This is a genomic window from Blastococcus sp. KM273129, assembly GCF_021698995.1.
Taxonomy (GTDB): domain Bacteria; phylum Actinomycetota; class Actinomycetes; order Mycobacteriales; family Geodermatophilaceae; genus Blastococcus.
In genome coordinates this window covers 33,700-55,490 of sequence record NZ_SSXB01000018.1, presented here as the reverse complement: position 1 = coordinate 55,490, position 21,791 = coordinate 33,700, and the positions used below count along the sequence as shown (strand labels likewise).

The 21,791-nt window shown below is 72.6% G+C and carries 14 protein-coding genes and 1 tRNA gene; 8 read left to right on the top strand and 7 right to left on the bottom strand.

The genetic code is table 11. The annotated features are described in order from the left end of the window. Positions 1-64: 64 nt before the first annotated feature. The 4 genes from gltB (at position 65) to E9565_RS08015 (ending at position 8,707) form a co-directional block, all read left to right on the top strand. Complete coding sequence (gene gltB / locus E9565_RS08030; protein ID WP_236826180.1) at positions 65-4,741, top strand: glutamate synthase large subunit; 4,677 nt, start codon at positions 65-67, stop codon at positions 4,739-4,741. Between the two features lie 44 nt (positions 4,742-4,785). Further along, positions 4,786-6,276 (top strand): glutamate synthase subunit beta, encoded by a 1,491-nt coding sequence (locus tag E9565_RS08025; protein ID WP_236834512.1) that lies wholly within the window; start codon positions 4,786-4,788, stop codon positions 6,274-6,276. Between the two features lie 125 nt (positions 6,277-6,401). Next, positions 6,402-7,817, top strand: a complete 1,416-nt coding sequence (gene pyk, locus E9565_RS08020) for a pyruvate kinase (RefSeq protein ID WP_236826182.1) — start codon at positions 6,402-6,404, stop codon at positions 7,815-7,817. Continuing rightward, positions 7,814-8,707: an acyl-CoA thioesterase II gene (locus tag E9565_RS08015; protein ID WP_236834510.1), complete on the top strand. Its 894-nt coding sequence runs from the start codon at positions 7,814-7,816 to the stop codon at positions 8,705-8,707. Before pyk ends, E9565_RS08015 begins: the two co-directional genes overlap by 4 nt. 16 nt (positions 8,708-8,723) lie before the next feature. Here E9565_RS08015 and E9565_RS08010 read toward each other — a convergent pair whose 3' ends face one another. Both E9565_RS08010 and E9565_RS08005 read right to left on the bottom strand, forming a co-directional pair. After that, complete coding sequence (locus E9565_RS08010) at positions 8,724-10,337, bottom strand: pyridoxal-dependent decarboxylase (RefSeq protein WP_236834508.1); 1,614 nt, start codon at positions 10,335-10,337, stop codon at positions 8,724-8,726. Positions 10,338-10,405: 68 nt separating this feature from the next. Further along, a tRNA-Leu gene (locus E9565_RS08005) sits at positions 10,406-10,479 on the bottom strand. A 75-nt stretch (positions 10,480-10,554) separates the two neighbouring features. On the opposite strand from E9565_RS08005, the gene E9565_RS08000 reads away from it, so the two are divergent. Both E9565_RS08000 and E9565_RS07995 read left to right on the top strand, forming a co-directional pair. Continuing rightward, complete coding sequence (locus E9565_RS08000) at positions 10,555-11,151, top strand: ANTAR domain-containing response regulator (RefSeq protein WP_236826185.1); 597 nt, start codon at positions 10,555-10,557, stop codon at positions 11,149-11,151. Positions 11,152-11,386: 235 nt separating this feature from the next. Beyond that, positions 11,387-12,733: an ABC transporter substrate-binding protein gene (locus E9565_RS07995; protein WP_236834507.1), complete on the top strand. Its 1,347-nt coding sequence runs from the start codon at positions 11,387-11,389 to the stop codon at positions 12,731-12,733. Positions 12,734-12,936: 203 nt separating this feature from the next. On the opposite strand, the gene E9565_RS07990 is transcribed toward E9565_RS07995, so the two are convergent. The 5 genes from E9565_RS07990 to E9565_RS07970 form a co-directional block, all read right to left on the bottom strand. After that, on the bottom strand, positions 12,937-13,851 hold the full coding sequence (locus tag E9565_RS07990) for an ABC transporter ATP-binding protein (protein ID WP_236834505.1): 915 nt from the start codon (positions 13,849-13,851) through the stop codon (positions 12,937-12,939). Then, complete coding sequence (locus E9565_RS07985; protein ID WP_236834503.1) at positions 13,848-14,861, bottom strand: ABC transporter ATP-binding protein; 1,014 nt, start codon at positions 14,859-14,861, stop codon at positions 13,848-13,850. Before E9565_RS07985 ends, E9565_RS07990 begins: the two co-directional genes overlap by 4 nt. After that, a complete protein-coding gene (locus E9565_RS07980; RefSeq protein ID WP_236826189.1) occupies positions 14,851-15,849 on the bottom strand; it encodes a branched-chain amino acid ABC transporter permease in 999 nt (332 codons plus the stop codon). The genes E9565_RS07985 and E9565_RS07980 overlap by 11 nt, the downstream gene beginning before the upstream one ends. A gap of 3 nt (positions 15,850-15,852) precedes the next feature. Beyond that, positions 15,853-17,217, bottom strand: a complete 1,365-nt coding sequence (locus E9565_RS07975; protein ID WP_236826190.1) for a branched-chain amino acid ABC transporter permease — start codon at positions 17,215-17,217, stop codon at positions 15,853-15,855. A gap of 153 nt (positions 17,218-17,370) precedes the next feature. After that, positions 17,371-17,802: a PaaI family thioesterase gene (locus E9565_RS07970; protein ID WP_236834502.1), complete on the bottom strand. Its 432-nt coding sequence runs from the start codon at positions 17,800-17,802 to the stop codon at positions 17,371-17,373. A gap of 66 nt (positions 17,803-17,868) precedes the next feature. On the opposite strand from E9565_RS07970, the gene polA reads away from it, so the two are divergent. Further along, the gene (polA, locus tag E9565_RS07965; RefSeq protein ID WP_236834500.1) at positions 17,869-20,619 is read left to right on the top strand and encodes a DNA polymerase I; all 2,751 of its coding nucleotides are present in this window, start codon (positions 17,869-17,871) and stop codon (positions 20,617-20,619) included. Positions 20,620-20,749: 130 nt separating this feature from the next. Then, complete coding sequence (locus E9565_RS07960; protein WP_236834498.1) at positions 20,750-21,790, top strand: AI-2E family transporter; 1,041 nt, start codon at positions 20,750-20,752, stop codon at positions 21,788-21,790. Position 21,791 lies beyond the last annotated feature (1 nt).

Below are 21,791 nucleotides of genomic sequence, written 5' to 3'. Positions count from 1 at the left end.
GGCCCCCGCCCCCGTCCCACCCCTCGCCCGCGAGGGACGACGGTGCGCCGACGACGGGAGTGACATGACCGACCTTCCCGCCCCCGCCACCGCGGCGACCAGCACCAGCGCCGTGCCGCCGGCCGTGCCGTTCTCGGCCGTGCCCGCACCGTCCGGCCTCTACGACCCGGCCAACGACAAGGACGCCTGCGGTGTCGCCTTCGTGGCCGACGCCCGCGGTCGCAAGAGCCGGCGCATCGTGCAGGCCGGCCTGACCGCGCTGCACAACCTCGACCACCGCGGGGCCGCCGGCTCCGAGCCGAACTCCGGTGACGGCGCCGGGATCCTCACCCAGGTCCCGGACGCGCTGCTGCGCGCCGAGGTCGGCTTCGACCTGCCGCCGCTGGGCGAGTACTCGGTCGGCATCGCGTTCCTGCCCACCGACGAGGCCGAGCGGGCCGCCCGCTACGAGGAGGTCGCCCGTCTCGCCGAGGAGGAGGGGCTCACCGTCCTCGGCTGGCGCGACGTCCCGGTCGACCCCGACGGCGCCGACCTCGGCCCCACGGCCCGGGCGGTCATGCCGCACTTCGCCCAGGTTTTCGTCGCCGAGACGATGGGCGCCCGCGCCGACGAGCGCGCCTTCGGCGGCAACGTCGTCTGCAACGGCGTCACCCGCCTGGAGCGCCGGTCGTTCGTGCTGCGGAAGCGGGCCGAGCGCGCCGCGGTCGACGCGGGCAGCTCCCTGTACATCGCCTCGCTGTCGTCGCGGACGATCACCTACAAGGGGATGCTGACCACCGATCAGCTGCCGCTGTTCTTCCCCGACCTGCGCGACGAGCGCTACGAGTCGGCGATCGCGCTGGTGCACAGCCGGTTCTCCACCAACACCTTCCCGAGCTGGCCGCTGGCGCACCCGTTCCGGTTCATCGCGCACAACGGCGAGATCAACACCATCAAGGGCAACCGCAACCGGATGCGCGCCCGCGAGGCCAAGCTCGCCACCGAGCTGTTCGACGGCCCGGCCGGCACCGCCGCCGAGCTAGGGCTGGACCGCATCTTCCCGGTCACCGCCAGCGACTTCAGCGACTCGGCCACCTTCGACGAGGTGCTCGAGCTGCTGCACCTGTCGGGCCGTTCGCTGCCGCACGCGGTGCTGATGATGATCCCCGAGGCGTGGGAGAACCACGACGAGATGGACCCGGCCCGGCGGGCCTTCTACCGGTTCCACTCCTCGATCATGGAGCCCTGGGACGGGCCGGCCGCCGTCTGCTTCACCGACGGCACGCTGATCGGGGCGGTGCTCGACCGCAACGGCCTGCGCCCGGGCCGCTGGTGGCACACCCGCGACGACCTGGTGGTCATGGCCAGCGAGGTCGGCGTGCTCGACATCCCGGCCGCCGACGTCGTCGCCAAGGGCCGGCTGCAGCCGGGCCGCATGTTCCTCGTCGACACCGCGTCGGGGCGGATCGTCTCCGACGAGGAGGTCAAGGGCGCGCTGGCCGCCGAGCACCCGTACGAGGACTGGCTGCACGCCGGTCTGGTCCACCTGCCGCAGCTGCCCGAGCGCCGCCGCTCGCGCCCCAGCCACGAGTCCGTCGTCCGCCGGCAGATGCTCTTCGGCTACACCGAGGAGGACCTGCGCATGCTGGTCACCCCCATGGCGGCCAGCGGCGCCGAGCCGATCGGCTCGATGGGCACCGACACCCCGATCGCGGCGCTGTCGGACCGCTCCCGGCTGCTCTACGACTACTTCGGGCAGCTGTTCGCCCAGGTGACCAACCCGCCGCTGGACGCCATCCGCGAGGAGCTGGTGACCAGCCTGGGCCGCACCTTCGGGCCCGAGCAGAACCTGCTCACCGCCACCCCGGCGTCCTGCCGGCAGGTGCACCTGCCGTTCCCGGTCATCGACAACGACGAGCTGGCCAAGATCCTGCACATCGACGACGACGGCGACCTGCCCGGCTACGCCGCCGTCCGGATCACCGGTCACTTCGACGTCAACGGCGGCGGCACCGCCCTGGCCGAGGCCGTGGAGCAGCTGCGCACCAAGGTCTCCAAGGCGATCTCGGCCGGCGCCCGGATCATCGTGCTCTCCGACCGGGACTGCGACGAGCAGCGCGCCCCGATCCCGTCGCTGCTGATGACCGCCGCGGTGCACCACCACCTGGTGCGGGAGAAGACCCGCATGGAGGTCGGCCTCGTCGTCGAGTCCGGCGACTGCCGCGAGGTGCACCACGTCGCGCTGCTGCTGGGCTACGGGGCGGCCGCGGTCAACCCCTACCTGGCGTTCGAGTCGATCGAGGACCTCATCCGCGACGGCCACCTCACCGGCGTCGAGCCCGCCCAGGCGGTGCGCAACGTGGTGAAGGCGCTGGGCAAGGGCGTCCTCAAGGTGATGAGCAAGATGGGCATCTCGACCGTCGGCTCGTACACGATGGCGCAGATCTTCGAGGCCGTCGGGCTGTCCCGCGAGGTCGTCGACGAGTACTTCACCGGCACCTCCGCACCCCTGGGCGGCGTCGGCATCGACGTCCTGGCCGAGGAGGTGGCCATGCGCCACCGCCGGGCCTACCCGGTGAACCCCACCGAGCGGGCGCACCGCCGGCTGGAGACCGGCGGGGAGTACCAGTGGCGCCGCGAGGGCGAGGTGCACCTGTTCAACCCCGAGACGGTGTTCCTGCTGCAGCACGCCACCCGGTCGCGGCAGTACGAGGTCTTCGAGAAGTACACGCAGTCGGTCGACAAGCTGTCCGAGGAGGCCGCCACCCTGCGCGGCCTGTTCACGCTGCGGACCGGGGTCCGCCCGCCCGTCCCGCTCGACGAGGTCGAGCCCGCGAGCGAGATCGTGAAGCGCTTCAACACCGGCGCGATGAGCTACGGCTCGATCTCGCAGGAGGCGCACGAGACCCTGGCCATCGCGATGAACCGCCTCGGCGGCCGCTCGAACACCGGCGAGGGCGGTGAGGACCCCGACCGGTTCACGCCCGACCCGAACGGCGACCTGCGCCGCTCGGCGATCAAGCAGGTCGCCTCGGGCCGGTTCGGCGTCACCAGCGAGTACCTGGTCAACGCCGACGACATCCAGATCAAGATGGCGCAGGGGGCCAAGCCCGGCGAGGGCGGCCAGCTGCCCGGCGGCAAGGTCTACCCGTGGGTGGCGCGCACCCGGCACTCGACGCCGGGCGTCGGGCTGATCAGCCCGCCGCCGCACCACGACATCTACTCGATCGAGGACCTCAAGCAGCTCATCCACGACCTGAAGAACGCCAACGACCAGGCGCGGGTGCACGTCAAGCTCGTCGCCGAGGTGGGCGTCGGGACGGTCGCGGCGGGCGTGAGCAAGGCGCACGCCGACGTCGTCCTCATCTCGGGGATGGACGGCGGGACCGGCGCCGCGCCGCTGACCTCGCTCAAGCACGCCGGCTCCCCGTGGGAGCTCGGGCTGGCCGAGACCCAGCAGACGCTGCTGGCCAACGGGCTGCGCGACCGCATCGTGGTGCAGGTCGACGGGCAGATGAAGACCGGCCGGGACGTGATCGTCGCGGCGCTGCTCGGGGCCGAGGAGTTCGGTTTCGCGACCGCGCCCCTGGTGGTCTCCGGCTGCGTGATGATGCGGGTGTGCCACCTGGACACCTGCCCGGTCGGCGTGGCCACGCAGAACCCGGAGCTGCGCAAGCGGTTCACCGGGCGCCCGGAGTTCGTCGTCACCTTCTTCGAGTTCCTCGCCGAGCAGGTGCGCTCCTACCTGGCCGAGCTGGGCTTCCGCTCCATCGACGAGGCCGTCGGCCACGCCGAGCTGCTCGACACCCGCCAGGCCGTGGACCACTGGAAGGCGGCGGGCCTGGACCTGGCGCCGGTCCTCGTCGTGCCCGAGCTGCCCGAGGGCGCCCCGCGGCGCGCGGTCCGCACCCAGGACCACGGGCTCGACGTCGCGCTGGACCAGACCCTGATCCAGCTGTGCGAGGGCGCGCTGCTCGACGCGCGGCCGGTCAGCCTCGAGCTGCCGGTGCGCAACGTCAACCGCACCGTCGGCACGATGCTCGGGTCGATGGTCACCCGCCGCTTCGGCGGGGAGGGGCTGCCCGACGGCACCATCGATCTGACCTTCGGCGGGTCGGCCGGCCAGTCCTTCGGCGCCTTCGTGCCGCGCGGCATCACCATGCGGCTCTTCGGCGACGCCAACGACTACGTCGGCAAGGGCCTCTCCGGCGGGCGGATCGTCGTCCGGCCGTCCCGGGAGGCGCCCTTCCTCGCCGAGGACAACGTCATCGCGGGCAACGTCATCGGCTACGGCGCGACCGGCGGGGAGATCTTCCTGCGCGGCCGGGTCGGCGAGCGGTTCTGCGTGCGCAACTCCGGCGCGCTGGCCGTCGTCGAGGGCGTCGGCGACCACGCGCTCGAGTACATGACCGGCGGGCGCGCGGTGATCCTCGGTGCCACCGGCCGCAACATCGCGGCCGGCATGTCCGGGGGCATCGGCTACGTGCTCGACCTCGCCCGGCACCGGGTGAACCCCGAGATGGTCGACGTCGAGCCGCTGGACGTCGAGTCCGCGCAGTGGCTGCGCGACGTGCTCGTCCGCTACGCCGCGGACACCGAGTCGACGGTGGCCGGCGCGCTGCTGGCCGACTGGGGCCGTTGGTCGGAGCGGTTCAGCGTGATCATGCCGCGCGACTACCGGCGCGCCCTGGAGGCCCGGCGGGCCGCCGAGGCCGCCGGGACCGACGTCGACCGTGCGGTGATGGAGGCGGCACGTGGCTGACGTCGTCGTCCGCAGGTGGAACGAGCAGCAGAGGGAGGCAGCACGTGGCTGACCAGACCGGTTTCCTGAAGTACGAGCGCGCGCTGCCGCCGCGCCGGCCCGTGGAGGTCCGCCTCCTGGACTGGAAGGACGTCTACAGCCGTCGGGAGAACGGGGAGGACCCGCTCTTCCCGACGGCCGCGGTGCGCACCCAGGCCGCTCGCTGCATGGACTGCGGCATCCCGTTCTGCCACCACGCCTGCCCGGTGGCGAACCTGATCCCGGAGTGGAACGACCTCGCCCGGCGGGACGACTGGCAGGACGCGATCGAGCGGCTGCACGCCACGAACAACTTCCCGGAGTTCACCGGGAAGCTGTGCCCCGCGCCGTGCGAGGGCTCCTGCGTGCTGAACCTCCAGGAGTCGCCGGTCACGATCAAGCAGATCGAGTGGGAGATCATCGACCGCGCCTGGGACGAGGGCTGGGTGCAGCCGCAGTCCGCGGCCGAGCGCACGGGCAAGAAGGTCGCCGTCGTCGGGTCCGGCCCCGCCGGGCTGGCGGCCGCCCAGCAGCTCACCCGCGCCGGGCACGAGGTCACCGTCTTCGAGCGGGCCGACCGCGTCGGCGGGCTGCTCCGCTACGGGATCCCCGAGTTCAAGATGGAGAAGTCCGTCCTGGACCGCCGGCTGGACCAGATGCGCGCCGAGGGCACGCGCTTCGTCACCGGTGTCGAGGTCGGCAGCGGGCGGGACGGCGACCCGAGCGTCGAGCAGCTGCGCGCCGAGCACGACGCCGTCGTGCTGGCCATGGGCGCGACCGTGGGCCGCGACCTGCCGGCCCCCGGCCGGGAGCTGGCCGGCATCCACCTGGCCATGGAGTACCTGCCCATGGGCAACCGGCAGGCGCTCGGTGAGCTGGACGACCCGCCGATCGACGCCCACGGCAAGCACGTGGTGATCATCGGCGGCGGTGACACCGGCGCCGACTGCCTGGGCACCGCGCACCGGCAGGGCGCGGCCTCGGTGACCCAGCTGGAGATCATGCCGGCGCCGCCGGACCGCCGGGACGAGGCCAGCAACCCGTGGCCCACCTACCCGATGGTCATGCGGGTCTCGAGCGCCCACGAGGAGGGCGGCGAGCGGCTCTACTCGGTCAACACCGAGAAGTTCGTCGGTGACGACGCCGGCAACGTGCGGGCCCTGCTGCTGCACGAGGTGGAGCGGGTCGACGGCCGCTTCCAGAAGGTCGAGGGCACCGAGCGCGAGCTCCCCGCCGACCTGGTCTTCCTCGCCATGGGCTTCACGGGGGCCCAGCGCGAGGGCCTGGTCGACGGCCTCGGCGTGGAGGTCGACGGGCGCGGCAACGTGGTCCGCGACGCGGAGTTCATGTCCACCGTCCCCGGGGTCTTCGTCGCCGGTGACGTGGGCCGTGGCCAGTCGCTGATCGTGTGGGCCATCGCCGAGGGCCGGGCCGCGGCCGCCGGCGTCGACACCTGGCTGACGGGGGAGTCCATGCTGCCCCGGCCGGTGACCCCCACGGCGGTCGCGCTGCGCTGACGTCGCTGTGACACCGCGGTCCTCCGGACCGCACCGCGACCGACCCCCCACCTGACGGGGCGGGACCTGCCGACACGCCGGTCCCGCCCCGTCACGTAGTTCGTCGTGGCACTAGCGTTATCCCCATGTCCCGCCGCGCGAAGATCGTCTGCACCCTCGGTCCGGCCACCAGTTCCGCCGAGCAGGTCACCGCCCTCGTCGAGTCGGGCATGGACGTCGCCCGGCTGAACTTCAGCCACGGTGCGCACGAGGACCACGCCGCCGCGTACCACCTGGTGCGCAAGGCCTCCGACAGCACCGGGCGCGCCGTCGCCATCCTGGCCGACCTGCAGGGCCCCAAGATCCGCCTCGGCACCTTCGCCGACGGGCCGGTCACCTGGGCCACCGGCAGCCAGGTCTGCGTCACCGTCGAGGACGTCGAGGGCACCGCCGAGCGGGTCTCGACCACCTACAAGGACCTCGCCAACGACGTGCGCGTCGGCGACCGGCTCCTGGTCGACGACGGCAACCTCTCGCTCAGCGTCGTCCGCGTGGAGGGCCCCGACGTCTTCTGCCTGGTCGTCGAGGGCGGCAAGGTGTCGAACAACAAGGGGCTCTCGCTGCCCGGGGTCTCGGTGAGCGTGCCCGCTCTGTCGGACAAGGACGAGCGGGACCTGCGCTTCGCGCTGCACCTGGGCGTGGACTTCATCGCGCTCTCCTTCGTGCGCTCGCCGACCGACGTCGCCCTGGTCCGCGACATCATGCGCCAGGAGGACATCCACGTCCCCGTCATCGCCAAGCTGGAGAAGCCCGAGGCCGTCCGCAACCTCGACGCCATCGTCGAGGCGTTCGACGGCATCATGGTCGCCCGCGGCGACCTCGGCGTGGAGCTGGCCCTGGAGCAGGTGCCGCTGGTGCAGAAGCGCGCCATCCAGGCCGCCCGCGAGCGGAACAAGCCCGTCATCGTGGCCACCCAGATGCTCGAGTCGATGATCACCAACTCGCGGCCGACCCGTGCGGAGGCCTCCGACGTCGCCAACGCAGTCCTCGACGGCGCCGACGCGGTCATGCTGTCGGGGGAGACCTCGGTGGGGCAGTACCCCATCGGTGCGGTCCGGACGATGGACCGGATCATCGAGGCCGTCGAGAGCGACCACCTGTGGGTGCCCGAGCTCGCGCGCCGCTCGCGCTCGCGGTCGGGGGCGATCGTGCGTGCTGCCCGGGACATCGGCGAGTCGCTCGACGTGAAGGCGCTGGCGACCTTCACGCAGACGGGGGAGACGGCCCGCCGGCTGGCCGCCCTGCACCCCCGGCAGCCGCTGCTCGCCTTCACGGTGGACGCCCGCGTCCGCAGCCTGCTCGCGCTCTCCTGGGGCGTGGAGACCTTCCTGGTGCCCGCGGTCGAGCACACCGACGACATGGTGGCGCAGGTGGACTTCTCCCTGCTGTCGATCGGCCGCCTGGAGGTGGGCGACCGCGTGGTCGTCGTCGCCGGCAGCCCGCCGAACACCGTCGGCTCCACCAACCTGATCCGGGTGCACGAGGTGGGTACCGACTCGTGAGCGAGGTCGCGGGCGAGCTGACCGCCGGCAGCCAGGCGGCCGCCCTCATGACGGTGCTGGACCTCGAGCAGGCCGACACCGGCGTCTACGTGGGCCGGACGCCGCGCAGCCCGTTGCAGCGCATCTTCGGCGGTCAGGTGGCCGGTCAGGCGCTGATGGCGGCCACCCGCACGCTGCCGGAGGACCGCTCGGTGCACTCGCTGCACTCCTACTTCCTGCGGCCCGGTGACCCGCACGAGGAGATCCGCTACGCCGTGGACCGGATACGCGACGGGCGCAGCTTCACCACGCGCCGGGTGGTCGCCTGGCAGCGGCGCAACGGTGCCGATGTCGCGATCTTCTCGCTGACCGCGGACGCGTCGGCGCCGCAGCCGGTGGTCGCCGAGCACACCCGGCCGATGCCCGAGGTGCCACCGGCGGAGACGCTGCCCACGCTGGCCGAGCTGGTGGCGCCCTACGGCGAGCACGCCTCGGCGGCGCTGGCCATCAGCCGGTCGGTGGAGCAGCGCCTCATGGAGGACCCCTTCGCCCGCGCGCCGAAGGTCCCGCCGCACACGAAGACCTACGCGTGGATGCGCGTGGCGGGCCGCCTGCCCGAGCAGCCCGCCGTCCACGCCGCGGCCCTGACGTTCGTCAGCGACCTGACACTGCTGTCGGCGGGGCTGGCCCGGCTCGGCGGCGGCTGGGGCGGCCGGTACGTGGGCGCGAGCCTCGACCACGCCGTGTGGTTCCACCAGCCGGTGCAGGCCGACGAGTGGTTCCTCTACGAGACCGACAGCCCGGCGGCGACGGGCGGCCGGGCGCTCTGCTCCGGCGACATCTGGTCGGCCGACGGCCGGCACGTCGCCACGGTGGTGCAGCAGGGCCTCATTCGCTCCCTGGAGCGCTGAGACCCCGCCGCACCGGTCAGGCGGGGCTGTCGGCCTCCTGGGGCTCGCCGGCCGAGGTCTCGTCGGGGGCGACGGGCTCCGGCTCGGCCGCCTGCTCCCGTTCGGCGCGCTCGCGCTCGGCCCGCTCCCGCTCGGCGGCACGGGCCGCCGCCTGCTCGGCGGCCTGGGCGGCGAAGTCGGCGGCCAGCCAGTCGTGCCCCTCGACGAGGAGCGCCCAGACCCGCTCGACGTGGGCGCGCGTGGTCGCCGGCGCGCCGATCGCCACGCGCAGGACGGCCTGACCGCGGACGGTCGTGTGGGTCAGGAAGACCTCGCCGCCGTCGTTCAGCCGGTCGAGCAGGGTCATCGTCGCGACGTCGGCGTCCACCCCGTCCGGCCAGCGCGGCCGCAGGCAGACCAGCGAGAGCGGGTGCGGCGCGACGACGTCGAACCGCTCGTCGGCCGCGGCCCAGCCGGCGAGCTCCTGGGCCAGGGCGACGTGGCCGCGGACGTGGGCACGCAGCCCCTCCGCGCCGTACCACCGGAGCACGAACCACAGCTTGAGGGCGCGGAACCGCCGGCCGAGCTCGATCTGCCAGTCGCGGTAGTCGACGACGGCGCCGGCGTCGGTGGCGGCGTTGCGCAGGTAGTCCGGCAGGATCGCCAGCGCACCGGTGAGCGCCGCGCGGTCGCCGACCCAGAAGAGCGTGGCGTCGAAGCCGGTGAGCAGCCACTTGTGCGCGTCGGTGGTGTAGCTGTCGGCCCACTCGACGCCGTCCTGCAGCGTGCGCAGCTCCGGGGCGACCGCGCTCACCCCGGCGTAGGCGGCGTCGACGTGCAGCCAGACGCCGTGGTCCCGGCAGATCGGGCCGATGGCGGCGAGCGGGTCCACCGCCGTGGTCGAGGTGGTGCCGACCGTGGCGCAGACCAGCACCGGCCGGTAGCCGCGCGCGACGTCCCGCTCCAGCCGGGCGGCGAGCGCGCCGGGGTTCATGGCGAGGTCGCCGTCGACCTCGACGATGCGGACGGCGTCGGTACCCAGCCCGGCGATGCGGACGGCCTTCTCCATGGACGAGTGCGTCTCGCTGGAGACGTACACGGTGGCGCGCTCGGGCTGCACGCCCTGGCGCACGGTGGCGCCGCCGCCGGCCCGGTGCAGCGCGGCGAGCAGCGCGACCAGGTTGGCCCCGGAGCTGGAGTCCTGGACGACGCCACCGCCGGTGCCGGTCGAGCGGAACGACGCGGGGAGCCCGAGGAGCCCGGCGAACCAGTCCATGAGGTGCTGCTCGAGCTCGGTGGCGGCGGGGCTGGTCACCCAGGACATGCCCTGCACGCCGAGGCCCGCGGAGACGAGGTCGCCCAGGACCGAGGGGCCGGAGGTGTTGGCGGGGAAGTAGCCGAAGAAGCCGGGGTGCTGCCAGTGGGTGATGCCGGGCAGGACGACCCGGTCGAGGTCGGCCAGCACCGCGGCGAAGGGCTCGCCCTGCTCGGGTGCCTGCTCCGGAAGCGCCGCCCGGACGTCACCGGGGGAGACCTGCGAGCGCACCGGGAACGTGCCGATGCGCGTCCAGTAGTCGGCGATCCAGTCGACCACCTCGTGGCCGTGCTGCCGGAACTGCTCGGGCGTCATGTGCGGCGCGGGCTCGGTCACCAGCCGAGGGTATTGCCCGCGACGGGCGGGCCCCGGAGGGGTCCTCGAGGAGCAGCGGCAACGGCGGGTGCCCCCGGTGCGACTCGAACGCACACTGCGCGGGTTTTGAATCCGCTCCCTCTGCCGATTGGGGTACGGGGGCGTGCCGGGTGGGACCGGCGCCCGAGAAGAGTAGCGGGGCGGTGCCCGGCGGCCGACGTCGATAGGCTGCCGTCCTGTGAGCAGCGAGCCGATCCGGGTTCTGATCGCCGAGGACGAGGCACTGATCCGCCTCGACCTCAAGGAGATGCTCGAGGAGGAGGGGTACCACGTCGTCGCCGAGGTCGGCGACGGCCAGCAGGCGGTGGAGCGCGCCGAGGAGCTCCGCCCCGACCTGGTCATCCTCGACATCCAGATGCCGGTGCTGGACGGCCTCTCCGCCGCCGAGCGGATCGCGTCGGCGCGGATCGCGCCGGTCATCGTGCTCACCGCCTTCAGCCAGCGGGAGCTGGTCGAGCGCGCCCGCGACGCCGGCGCGATGGCCTACCTGGTCAAGCCGTTCTCCAAGAACGACCTCGTCCCGGCCATCGAGGTCGCGCGGGGCCGGTTCGCCGAGATGACGGCGCTGGACGGGGAGGTCAAGGACCTCCAGGAGCGGCTGGAGACCCGCAAGGTCGTCGAGCGGGCGAAGGGCCGGCTGATGGCCGACCAGGGCATGACCGAGGCCGAGGCCTTCCGGTGGATCCAGCGGACGGCCATGAACCAGCGGACGAGCATGAAGGCGCTGGCGGAGTCGATCCTGGCGGCGACGACGGCCGGCGACGGCACGGCCTGACCCCGCTCAGCGCGCCGGGCCGCGCCTGCCGCGCTGCTCCGTCACAGGACGGTCACCCACCGTCGTCCTTCGTCCCCGGTGTGAACGTCGAGGTCACGACCTCATCACGGTCCCTCCGCAGCGGGGTGCAACGCCCTGGTCGGCAGCTAGGTTCTGCGCACCGATCGGCGCCCGGTCGGTGGTCGTCGCGTACGCGCCGGCGCCCGGGCGCACTGATGACACTGGGAGTTGCTTGATGCGCACTCGCACTACTGCCCGCAGCATCGCCGTCACCGGTGCTGCCCTGCTGGCGCTGACCGCCTGCGGTGGCGGCGACGAGGGTGGCACGTCGGCCGAAGGTGGTGGCGACAGCGGCGGCGGCGGCGAACGGCAGGTCAACGTCTACGGCACCGACGGCAACATGGGGAACGCCCTGGGGGAGTCGTTCACCACCGAGGGCGCCCTCGCCGGGATGCGGGGCACCACGCCGCTCACCGACCTCGGCGACGACTTCACCAACCGGCTGCTCGAGGTCGACCCGAACCTGCAGGACTTCAACTACGCCGGCGAGACCTACGACGCGATCATGATCTCCGCGATCGCCGCGCAGCTGGCCGGCAGCACCGACCCGGCCGTCTTCGCGCCCTACATCAACGGCGTCACCTTCGGCGGCGACACCTGCACCACCTTCGCCGAGTGCAAGGAGATCGTCGACGGGGGCGGCAACCCCGACTACGACGGCATCTCGGGGCCGCTGGCCTTCACCGAGCCGGGTGAGCCGGCGGTGGCGAGCTTCGGCATCCTGGAGTTCGGCGAGGACAACGCCATCGACTCCGAGGCCACCGAGTTCGTGCTCGCCGGCGACGAGGCCAACGCGGCCACCGACGAGGGGCCCGCCCCGGCTGCCCCGGGTGCCACGTCCGACGACCCGCTGGTGATCGGCACGCTGCTGCCGCTCACCGGTAACCTCGCCTTCCTCGGCCCCCCGGAGGTCGCCGGCGCCCGGCTGGCCGTCCAGGAGATCAACGAGACCGGCGGCGTGCTCGGTCAGCCGGTCCAGCTGGTCGAGGGTGACTCGGGCGATGCCTCCACCGACACGGCCTCGCAGACGGTCAACCGGCTGCTGAACGAGAACGTGGACGTCATCGTCGGTGCCGCCTCCTCCGGCGTGAGCCTGACCGTCATCGACGCGATCACCCGCGCCGGCGTCGTGCAGATCTCGCCGGCGAACACGTCCGACCAGTTCACCACCTACAACGACAACGGGCTCTACTTCCGGACGGCTCCGCCGGACACGCTGCAGGCTCGGGCGCTCTCGGACCTGATCATCAACGACGGCAACAACACCGTCGGGATCATGGCCCTGAACGACCCGTACGGCACCGGTCTCATGGAGAACACCGTGGAGAACCTGGTCGCTGCGGGCCTGTCGGAGGACAGCATCGAGACGCTGACCTACGACCCGCAGGCGGCGAACTTCGACTCCGAGATCCAGCAGATGGTGGAGTTCAACCCGGACGCCATCGTGGTCATCGGCTTCGAGGAGTCGGCCCGCATCATCGAGGGTCTGAACGCCGAGGGCATCGGCCCGGCGCGCGACTGACCCGGCCGGCGGATCGCTGATCCGCCGAGGCCACCAGGGGCCCGGCACCGCACGGTGCCGGGCCCCTGTGCGTCCGCACCGGGCCCGCGCGGACGGCGCACCGCCACGGGGGGCCGGGCCGGGCGCGGCCGCGGGACGCCGCAGCACGACGACGGCGCCGACCCCCCGACAGGGGGCCGGCGCCGTCGTCGTGCCGTCGCGGCTCAGTGCGCCTTGGCGAGGGTCCCGAGGTAGAGCTCGATGACCTTGGGGTCGTGCATCAGCGACTCGCCGCTGGCCGTGTAGGCGTTCCGGCCCTGGTCGAGGACGTAGCCGCGGTCGCAGATCTGCAGGCACCGCCGGGCGTTCTGCTCGACCATGATGATCGAGACGCCGGTCGCGTTGATCCGCCGGCAGCGGATGAACACCTCGTCCTGGTAGGCGGGGGAGAGACCGGCCGAGGGCTCGTCGAGGAGCAGCACCGACGGCTCCATCATCAGCGCGCGCCCCATCGCGACCATCTGGCGCTCACCGCCGGACAGCGAGCCCGCCTTGATCCTGCGGCGCTCCCCGAGCATGGGGAACAGCTCCGCGACGTAGTCGAACCGCTCCTTGATCACCTTGGGGCGGAGGTAGGCGCCCATCTCCATGTTCTCCTCGATGGTGAGGGAGGGGAACACGTTGTTGTTCTGCGGCACGTAGCCCACGCCCAGGGACACCAGCCGGTGCGCGGGCGCGGAGGTGATGTCCTCGCCGCGCAGCGTCACCGAGCCGGACCGGACCGGGATGAGGCCGAAGAGTGCCTTGAGCAGGGTGGACTTGCCGGCGCCGTTGGGGCCGATGATCCCCACCAGCTCGCCGTCGTTCAGGTAGAAGTCGCACTCGTTGAGGATGTTGACGCCCGGGAGGTAGCCGGCGACCAGCTGGTCCGCGCGGATCAGCGCGTCTCCGGCCAGCCCGACGTGCTCCTCCCGGGTCGCCGCCCGCTCGGCGGGCGAGAGGTCGCCGGCCGCCTCGGCCCGGGTGGGGCCGCGTCCGGTGGTCGCCGGGTCGTCTCCGTCACCGACCGGGCGGTCGAACTCGTACTCGGGGTCGGTGCTCTCGCGCGGATCCCTGCCCTGGCTCGGGTCGATGGTCATCGGTCCGTCCTCTTCTTCTCCCCGCGACCGGGCCGCCCGACGTCATCGGTGCGCTCGTCGTCGGCGATGCTGGCCTCGGCCTCGGCGAGGACGCGGTCCTCTTCCTCCACGGTCAGCGGCGCGTCGTGGTGCGCGCCGAGGTAGGCGTCCACCACGGCACGGTTCTGGCTGATCGACTCGGGCGGGCCCTCGGCGATCACCTTGCCCGCCGCCATGACGACCACCCAGTCGCTGATGTCCCTGACGACGTCCATGTCGTGCTCGACGAAGACCACCGTCATCCCCTGCTCCCGCAGGTCCTTCACGTGCCCGAGCAGGCTCTGGGTCAGCGCCGGGTTCACGCCGGCCATCGGCTCGTCGAGCATGACGACCTTCGGGTCGCTCATGAGTGCCCGTGCCATCTCGAGCAGCTTGCGCTGGCCGCCGGACAGCGTGCCCGCGAAGTCGTCCTTCTTGGCGTCGAGCTTGAACCGGCGCAGCAGCTCCATGGCCTTGTCGGTGTTGGCCTTCTCCTGCGACCGCCAGATCCCCGGCACGAGGGCGCGGAAGAAGCTCTCGCCCTTCTGCCCCTGGGCGCCGAGCAGCATGTTCTGCAGCACCGTGAGCCGGGACAGCGCCTTCGTCAGCTGGAAGGTGCGGACCACACCGAGCCGGGCGACCTGGTGCGGGGAGAGCTTCCCGAGCGGCCGGCCGTCGAACGACCAGGTGCCGCCGTCGGGCTGGTCGAACCCGGTGAGCAGGTTGAACAGCGTCGTCTTCCCGGCCCCGTTCGGGCCGATCAGGCCGGTGATGCCGCCACGCTGGATCTCCAGGTGGTCGACCGAGACGGCCGTCAGGCCGCCGAAGGTCCGGACCACGCCGTCGACCACGATGGCGGGGTCGGGCTTGGCGACCCCGACCTCCCAGGGCACGCCCCGGAGGGCGGCCTGGGCCAGCCGCTGCGGCGGGGCCCCCGCACCCGTCGCCGTCGACGCGGCGTGCGCCCCGGTGGGCGTCGGCTCAGCGGGCATCGAGCATCACCTCTCGTCGGTCACCGAAGATGCCCTGCGGGCGGAAGATCAGCAGCAGGATGAGCCCGAGCCCGATGAGCACGAACCGGATCTGCGCGACGTCGGTCGCGGACAGCAGGTCCTCCGGGATGACCCCGTTGCCGATCAGGGTACGCAGACCGGTGTCCGCGAACTGGATGATGAAGTACAGCAGCATCGCGCCGATGACCGGCCCGAGCACCCGTGCGGCGCCGCCGAGGATCAGCGCCGCGTAGGCCAGGAACGTGTTGGCGTTCTGGTACTGGTCCGGCGTCGCCGACGCGGTGCCGACCGCGTAGACCATGCCACCCAGGGCGCCCAGGACACCGCCGAGCACCAGGGCCTGCATCTTGTAGACGTAGACGTTCTTGCCGAGGGCGCGCACGGCGTCCTCGTCCTCGCGGATCGACTTCACCACCCGGCCCCACGGGCTGCGGACGAGCAGCCAGACGAGCAGGCAGGCGAGGGCCACGAGCACCCACCCGACGAGGGTGACCCACAGGTCCGCGCCGCTCCAGGTGGTGCCGAGGATCCTGAACCGCGCGGCCGGGTCCCACGGCGCGAGCGACACGAACGGGTCGCTGAACCCGGAGAGCCCCCGGGTGCCCGCGGTGACGGGCGTGGCGGAGACCGACCGGAAGGTGAGCCGGAGCCCTTCCGCGGCGGCGATGGTGGCGATGGCGAGGTAGTCGGCGCGCAGGCGCAGCGTCGGGATGCCCAGCAGCAGGGCGAGCACCACGGCGGCGGCGAGACCGATGAGCACGCCCACCCAGAACGGGAGGCCCCACTGGGACACCGAGATCGCGATCCCGTAGCCGCCGAGCAGGGCGAACGCGATCTGCCCGAAGTTCAGCAGCCCCGTGTAGCCGAACTGGATGTTCAGCCCGATGGCGAGCAGCGCGAAGAAGACGGCCTGGAAGCCGATCCCCGCCTTGAGTGCGACGGCGAGTGCGTCGAGGAGTTCAGCCATGGCTCAACCAATCCGGGCCCGGCTGCCGAGGATGCCCTGCGGCCGCACGATGAGGATGACGATGAGGAGGAGCAGACCCCCGACGTACTTCATGTCGTTGGGGATGACCAGCGTGGACATCTGCACGAAGACGCCGACCACGATGCTGCCGATGAGGGCGCCGTACGCGGTCCCCAGGCCGCCGAGGGTCACGCCGGCGAACATCAGCAGGAGCAGCCGGAAGCCCATGTCCCACTGGACCTCGTCGGAGAGCCCGAGGAGCACGCCACCGAGCGCGGCGAGGGCGCCGCCGACCATCCAGACCACCAGGATGACGCGGTTCACGTTGATGCCGGAGGAGGCGGCGAGGTCGCGGTTGTCGGAGACGGCCCGCATGGCCTTGCCGATCGTGGTCCGCTGCAGCATCACGGCCACGAGCACGAGCACGACCAGCGCGATGATCATGGACGTGAGGTCCTTGTTCGTCATCGAGAAGGGGCCGTAGTCGACCGTGCGCTGTCCGCGGTAGTCGGCGTAGGCGTTCGAGCGCCCGCCGTACACGATCTGGTACAGGTAGCGCAGCAGCAGCGACAGCCCGATGGAGATGACGAGCGCCGCCACCAGCCCGGTGCCGCGGCGGCGCAGCGGCCGCCACAGACCCAGTTCGTTGAGGGCGCCGATGCCGGCACCCACGAGCATCGCCAGCAGCGCGGAGACGATCAGGGGCACGCCCGCACCCACGTTGATGAACCAGGCGACGACGGCGCCGATGGTCACCAGCTCGCCGTGCGCGAAGTTGACCAGGCCGGTGGTGCCGAAGATCAGCGAGAGCCCGATGGCCGCCATGGCGATGAGGAGGCCGAACCGGAGGCCCGACACCAGGAGCTCGACCCAGCGGATCGTGCCGCCACCGGCGCCCCGGGTGCCGTCGTCGAGGCCGATGATGACGCCCTGGGTGCGGCCGGCGTCGACGGTGACCGTGCGGCTGTTGCCGGCGTTGAACTCCACTCCCTCGGGGAGCGCGTCCTCGGGGACGGTCACCGTGTACTCGCCCGGCCCCGGGAGGTCGACGGCGAAGCGGCCGTTCTCGTCGGTCTCGTCGGTGCCCACCTCGTCGCCGCCGGCGTCGGTGACGACGACCTCGACGTCCTCGAGGGGGCCGCTCAGGCTCGTCCGGAGGGTGCCGGTGACCTGCTCGGACGCCGCCTGCTCGGCCTGGGCCAAGCCCGGGGTCAGGGTGGCCAGGCCGGCGGTGAACAGCGCGACCAGCAGCAGGCGCAGGACGGTGACGCCTCTGCGGCGGGCTGCACCGGCCGGCGTCGGAGACCCTCGTCGAACGGGCCTGCTTCGTCGACCGTGCCGGCGGACACGGTCCGTCGGGTGCGTCACTCGACCTCCTCGGCGGATTCGTTGAGGTCGGAACCTAACGTAGTTCCGGGGTCCTGCCGCCAGAGTGAGCCGAGCTGTGACCTTTCCGCGACACGCCGTGCCGCCCGCGTCACGGCCAGTGGCGCAGCACCGGTCGAGGCGCCGTCCGCCGGGTCAGCCCCCGTCGCGGCCGCTGCGGTTCCGCGCGGCCAGGGTCATGCAGGTCAGCCGCGCGGTGGCGGTCCGCCGCCCCTCGGCGTCGCTGACGTCGATGAGGAAGGTGGACAGCGAGCGGCCCCGGCGGACCGGCGTGCAGACGGCGGTGACCGTGCCGGCGGTCGCGGCGCGCAGGTAGCTCACGTTGAGCTCGACGCCGACCACCTGGTTGTCGGGCCCCGCGCCGAGCGCCGCGGCGACCGAGCCGATGGTCTCCACGAGCGTGCAGGTCGCGCCGCCGTGCAGCAGGCCGAAGGGCTGCTCGTTGCCGGCGACCGGCATCGTGGCGACGAGCCGGTCGGGGTCGTAGTCGGTGATCCGGACGCCGAGCTTGTCGTCGAGGGGGCTGCTCATGCCCTCGGGCAGCCAGGCCGGGGGAGGGGTGCTCACCGGGGCACCGTAGCGGCGTCCCGGGGGCGGCCCGGGTGTCGGTGGGTGCCCCTACGATCGGCGGCGATGTCCGCTCCGGTCTCCACCCCCGCGCCCGCCGTCCCCACGACGACGGCTCACCCGCCCGCCCAGCGCCCGAGGCTGCTGCTCCTGGACGGGCACTCGCTGGCCTACCGCGCGTTCTTCGCGCTGCCGGTGGAGAACTTCTCGACCACGACGGGCCAGCCGACGAACGCCGTCTACGGCTTCACGTCGATGCTGATCAACATCCTGCGGGACGAGCAGCCCACCCACCTCGCCGTCGCCTTCGACGTCGGCCGCAAGACCTTCCGCAGCGAGATCTACGCGGAGTACAAGGCCAACCGCGCCGAGAGCCCGACGGACTTCCGCGGGCAGGTGAGCCTGGTCCAGGAGGTCCTCGGCGCGCTGCGCGTCCCGGTGATCACCGCCGAGGGCTACGAGGCCGACGACGTGATCGCCACGCTCACCGTGCAGGCCGTCGAGCAGGGCATGGACGTGCTGATCGCCACCGGCGACCGCGACGCCCTGCAGCTGGTCAACGAGCACGTCACCGTCCTCTACCCGCGCAAGGGCGTCTCGGACATGACGCGCTTCACGCCGGAGGAGGTCGAGGCCAAGTACGGCCTGTCCCCGGCGCAGTACCCCGATTTCGCTGCGCTCCGGGGGGACCCGAGCGACAACCTGCCCAGCATCCCCAGCGTGGGGGAGAAGACCGCCGCGAAGTGGGTGCGCGAGTACGGCTCGCTGGACGCGCTGGTCGACCAGGTCGACACGGTGAAGGGCAAGGTCGGGGAGAAGCTGCGCGAGCACCTCTCCTCGGTGCTGCAGAACCGGCGGCTCACCGAGCTCGACCGGCAGGTGCCGCTGGAGGTGGCGCCGGTGGACCTCGCGGTCCAGCCGTGGGACCGCAACGAGGTGCACACCCTCTTCGACAACCTGCAGTTCCGCGTCCTGCGCGACCGGCTGTTCGCGACGTTGTCCAGCGCGGAGCCGGAGGTGGACGGCGGCTTCGAGGTCACCGTCGACGAGGTGGCCGCCGGCGGGCTGGGAGCCTGGCTGGACGCGCACGCCCGCACCGGCCGCACCGGCGTGATCTTCCGCGGGAGCTGGGGCCGCGGCACCGGCGAGCTCACCGGCCTGGCGCTCGCCGCGGCCGACGACCACACCACCTTCGTCGACCTCGGCCCGGCGCTCGACGTCGCGGACGAGCAGGCGCTGGCCGCCTGGCTGGCCGACGCCGACCGCCCGAAGGTGGTGCACGAGGTCAAGGGCCCGCTGCTGGCCATCTGGGCGCGCGGCTGGGAGCTCGCCGGGGTCGTCAGCGACACCGCGCTGGCCGCCTACCTCGCCCTGCCGGGTCAGCGCTCCTTCGACCTCGGCGACCTGGCGGTCCGCTACCTGCGCCGCGAGCTGAAGGACGCCGCCGAGGAGGAGGCCCAGCTCACCCTGGACGGCCTCGGCCCGTCGGAGGCCGACGTCGCCGCCGAGGCGGCCAAGGCCGACGTGCTCAAGGCGGTGGCGGTCAACGACCTGTCCGACGCCCTCGAGCAGGTGCTCGGGCAGCGCGGTGGCGGGCACCTGCTCGGCGAGATCGAGCTGCCGCTGACCTTCGTGCTCGGCCGGATGGAGCACCGGGGCATCGCCGCCGACCTCGAGTTCCTGCACGAGCTGCAGCGCGAGTTCGCCGAGGGCGTCGCCGCGGCGGCGGCCGAGTGCTACGCCGTCATCGGCCGCGAGGTGAACCTGGGCTCGCCCAAGCAGCTGCAGATCGTGCTGTTCGACGAACTCGGGCTGCCGAAGACCAAGAAGAACAAGACCGGCTACACCACCGACGCCGAGGCGCTGACCAACCTGCTCGCGCAGACCGGCCACCCGTTCCTCGAGCACCTGATGCGCCACCGCGACGTCACCCGGCTGCGCACGGTCATCGACGGGCTGATCCCCATGGTCGACGACGCCGGCCGCATCCACACCACCTTCCAGCAGACGATCGCGGCGACCGGCCGGCTCTCCTCGACCGACCCGAACCTGCAGAACATCCCGATCCGCACCGCCGAGGGGCGGCGGATCCGCCAGGCGTTCGTCGTCGGCCAGGGCTACGAGTCGTTGATGACGGCCGACTACAGCCAGATCGAGATGCGGATCATGGCGCACCTGTCCGGCGACGCGGGCCTCATCGAGGCGTTCACGTCGGGGGAGGACCTGCACTCCTTCGTCGCGTCCCGGGCCTTCGACATCCCGATCGAGGAGGTCGACCCGGAGATGCGCCGCCGGATCAAGGCGATGAGCTACGGGCTGGCCTACGGGCTCTCCGCCTACGGGTTGTCCCAGCAGCTGCGCATCTCCACCGAGGAGGCGCGGGCGCAGATGCACGCCTACTTCGAGCGCTTCGGCGGGATCCGCGACTACCTCGACGGGGTCGTCGACGAGGCGCGGCAGACCGGTTTCACCGAGACCACCCTGGGCCGCCGCCGCTACCTGCCCGACCTGACCAGCGACAACGGGCAGCGGCGGCAGATGGCCGAGCGCATGGCGCTCAACGCCCCGATCCAGGGCTCCGCCGCCGACGTCATCAAGGTGGCGATGCTCAACGTCGAGAAGGCGATCGCGGCCGAGGGGCTGTCGTCCCGGATGCTCCTGCAGGTCCACGACGAGCTCGTGCTCGAGGTGGCGCCGGGGGAGAAGGAGGCCCTGGAGGCCCTGGTCCGCCGGGAGATGGCCGGCGCCGCGCAGCTCTCGGTGCCGCTGGAGGTCTCCGTCGGCGTCGGCTCGAGCTGGGACGCCGCGGCGCACTGACGGCGGGCGCCCGCGTTACGGGCTCTTGTCGATCCCCGGTGGCGGAGGCGCCCGATGTGTCGGGAGCGGCCTCCCGGTCCACACCCGGAGCATGGGCTCTCCACCCCCGTCCGCTCCGACCCCGCCCGCGGTGCCCGCCTGGCTGGCCCGGTCGTCCGCCGTGGGCGGCCGGCTGCTCGTCCTCGCGGTGCTGCTCTGGCTGCTCGCCGGCTTCGCGGTCAAGGTGACGCTGCCGCTGGTGGCCGTGCTGATCGCGCTGCTCGTCGCCGGCATCCTGGCGCCGCTGGTGGAGTGGGCGCACGGCCGCGGGGCGCCGCGCGGGCTGGCCGCCGGCGCCGCGGTGCTGCTGCTGGTCGCCGTCCTGGGTGGCACCCTGCTGGCGCTCGGCACGCGCATCGCCGGCCAGCTGCCCCGCCTCCGCGACCAGTTCCAGCAGGTGTCCACCGACCTGTCCCAGCGTTTCGGCGTCGAGTTGCCGGGCTTCGGGTCGGTCGGGGGTGACGGGGGCGGCTCCGGTGGCGGGACCAGCGCCGGGGACCTGCTGGGACCGGCGCAGGCGCTGGCCGAGGTGGTGGTCGCCGCCTTCCTCGTCGTGGCGCTGACCTACCTCTTCCTGCACGGGGGGCCGGGGATCTGGCGCTGGCTGCTCGGGAAGTTCGGCGGCCGGGTGCGCGAGGACGTCGACGCCGCGGGCCGGGCGGCCTGGACGACCGTCGGTGGCTACGTCCGCGGGCTGACCATCGTGGCCGTCTTCGACGCCGTGGGCATCGGGGTGGGCCTGCTGCTGCTCGGGATCCCGCTGGCGCTGACGCTCGCGGTCCTGCAGTTCCTGGCGTCCTACATCCCCACGATCGGCGCCTTCGTCGCCGGGCTCGTCGCCGTCGTGGTCGCCTACGCCTCCGACGGGCTCGTCACGGCCGCCCTCGTGCTCGGCCTGGTGGTGGTCGTGCAGCAGCTCGGCAACTCGTTCGTCGAGCCGTACGTCATGCGCAACCGGCTACCGCTGAACGCCGCGACGGTGCTGGTCGCGGTCACCGTGGGCGGCGTGCTGTGGGGCATCCCGGGGGCGCTGCTGTTCGTCCCGCTCGCCGCGGCGGTCTCCGCCGCCGCCCACGAGCTGTGGGTGCGGCACGGGTCCCGGCCCGTCGCCGGAGGGTCGACCTCGACCTGAG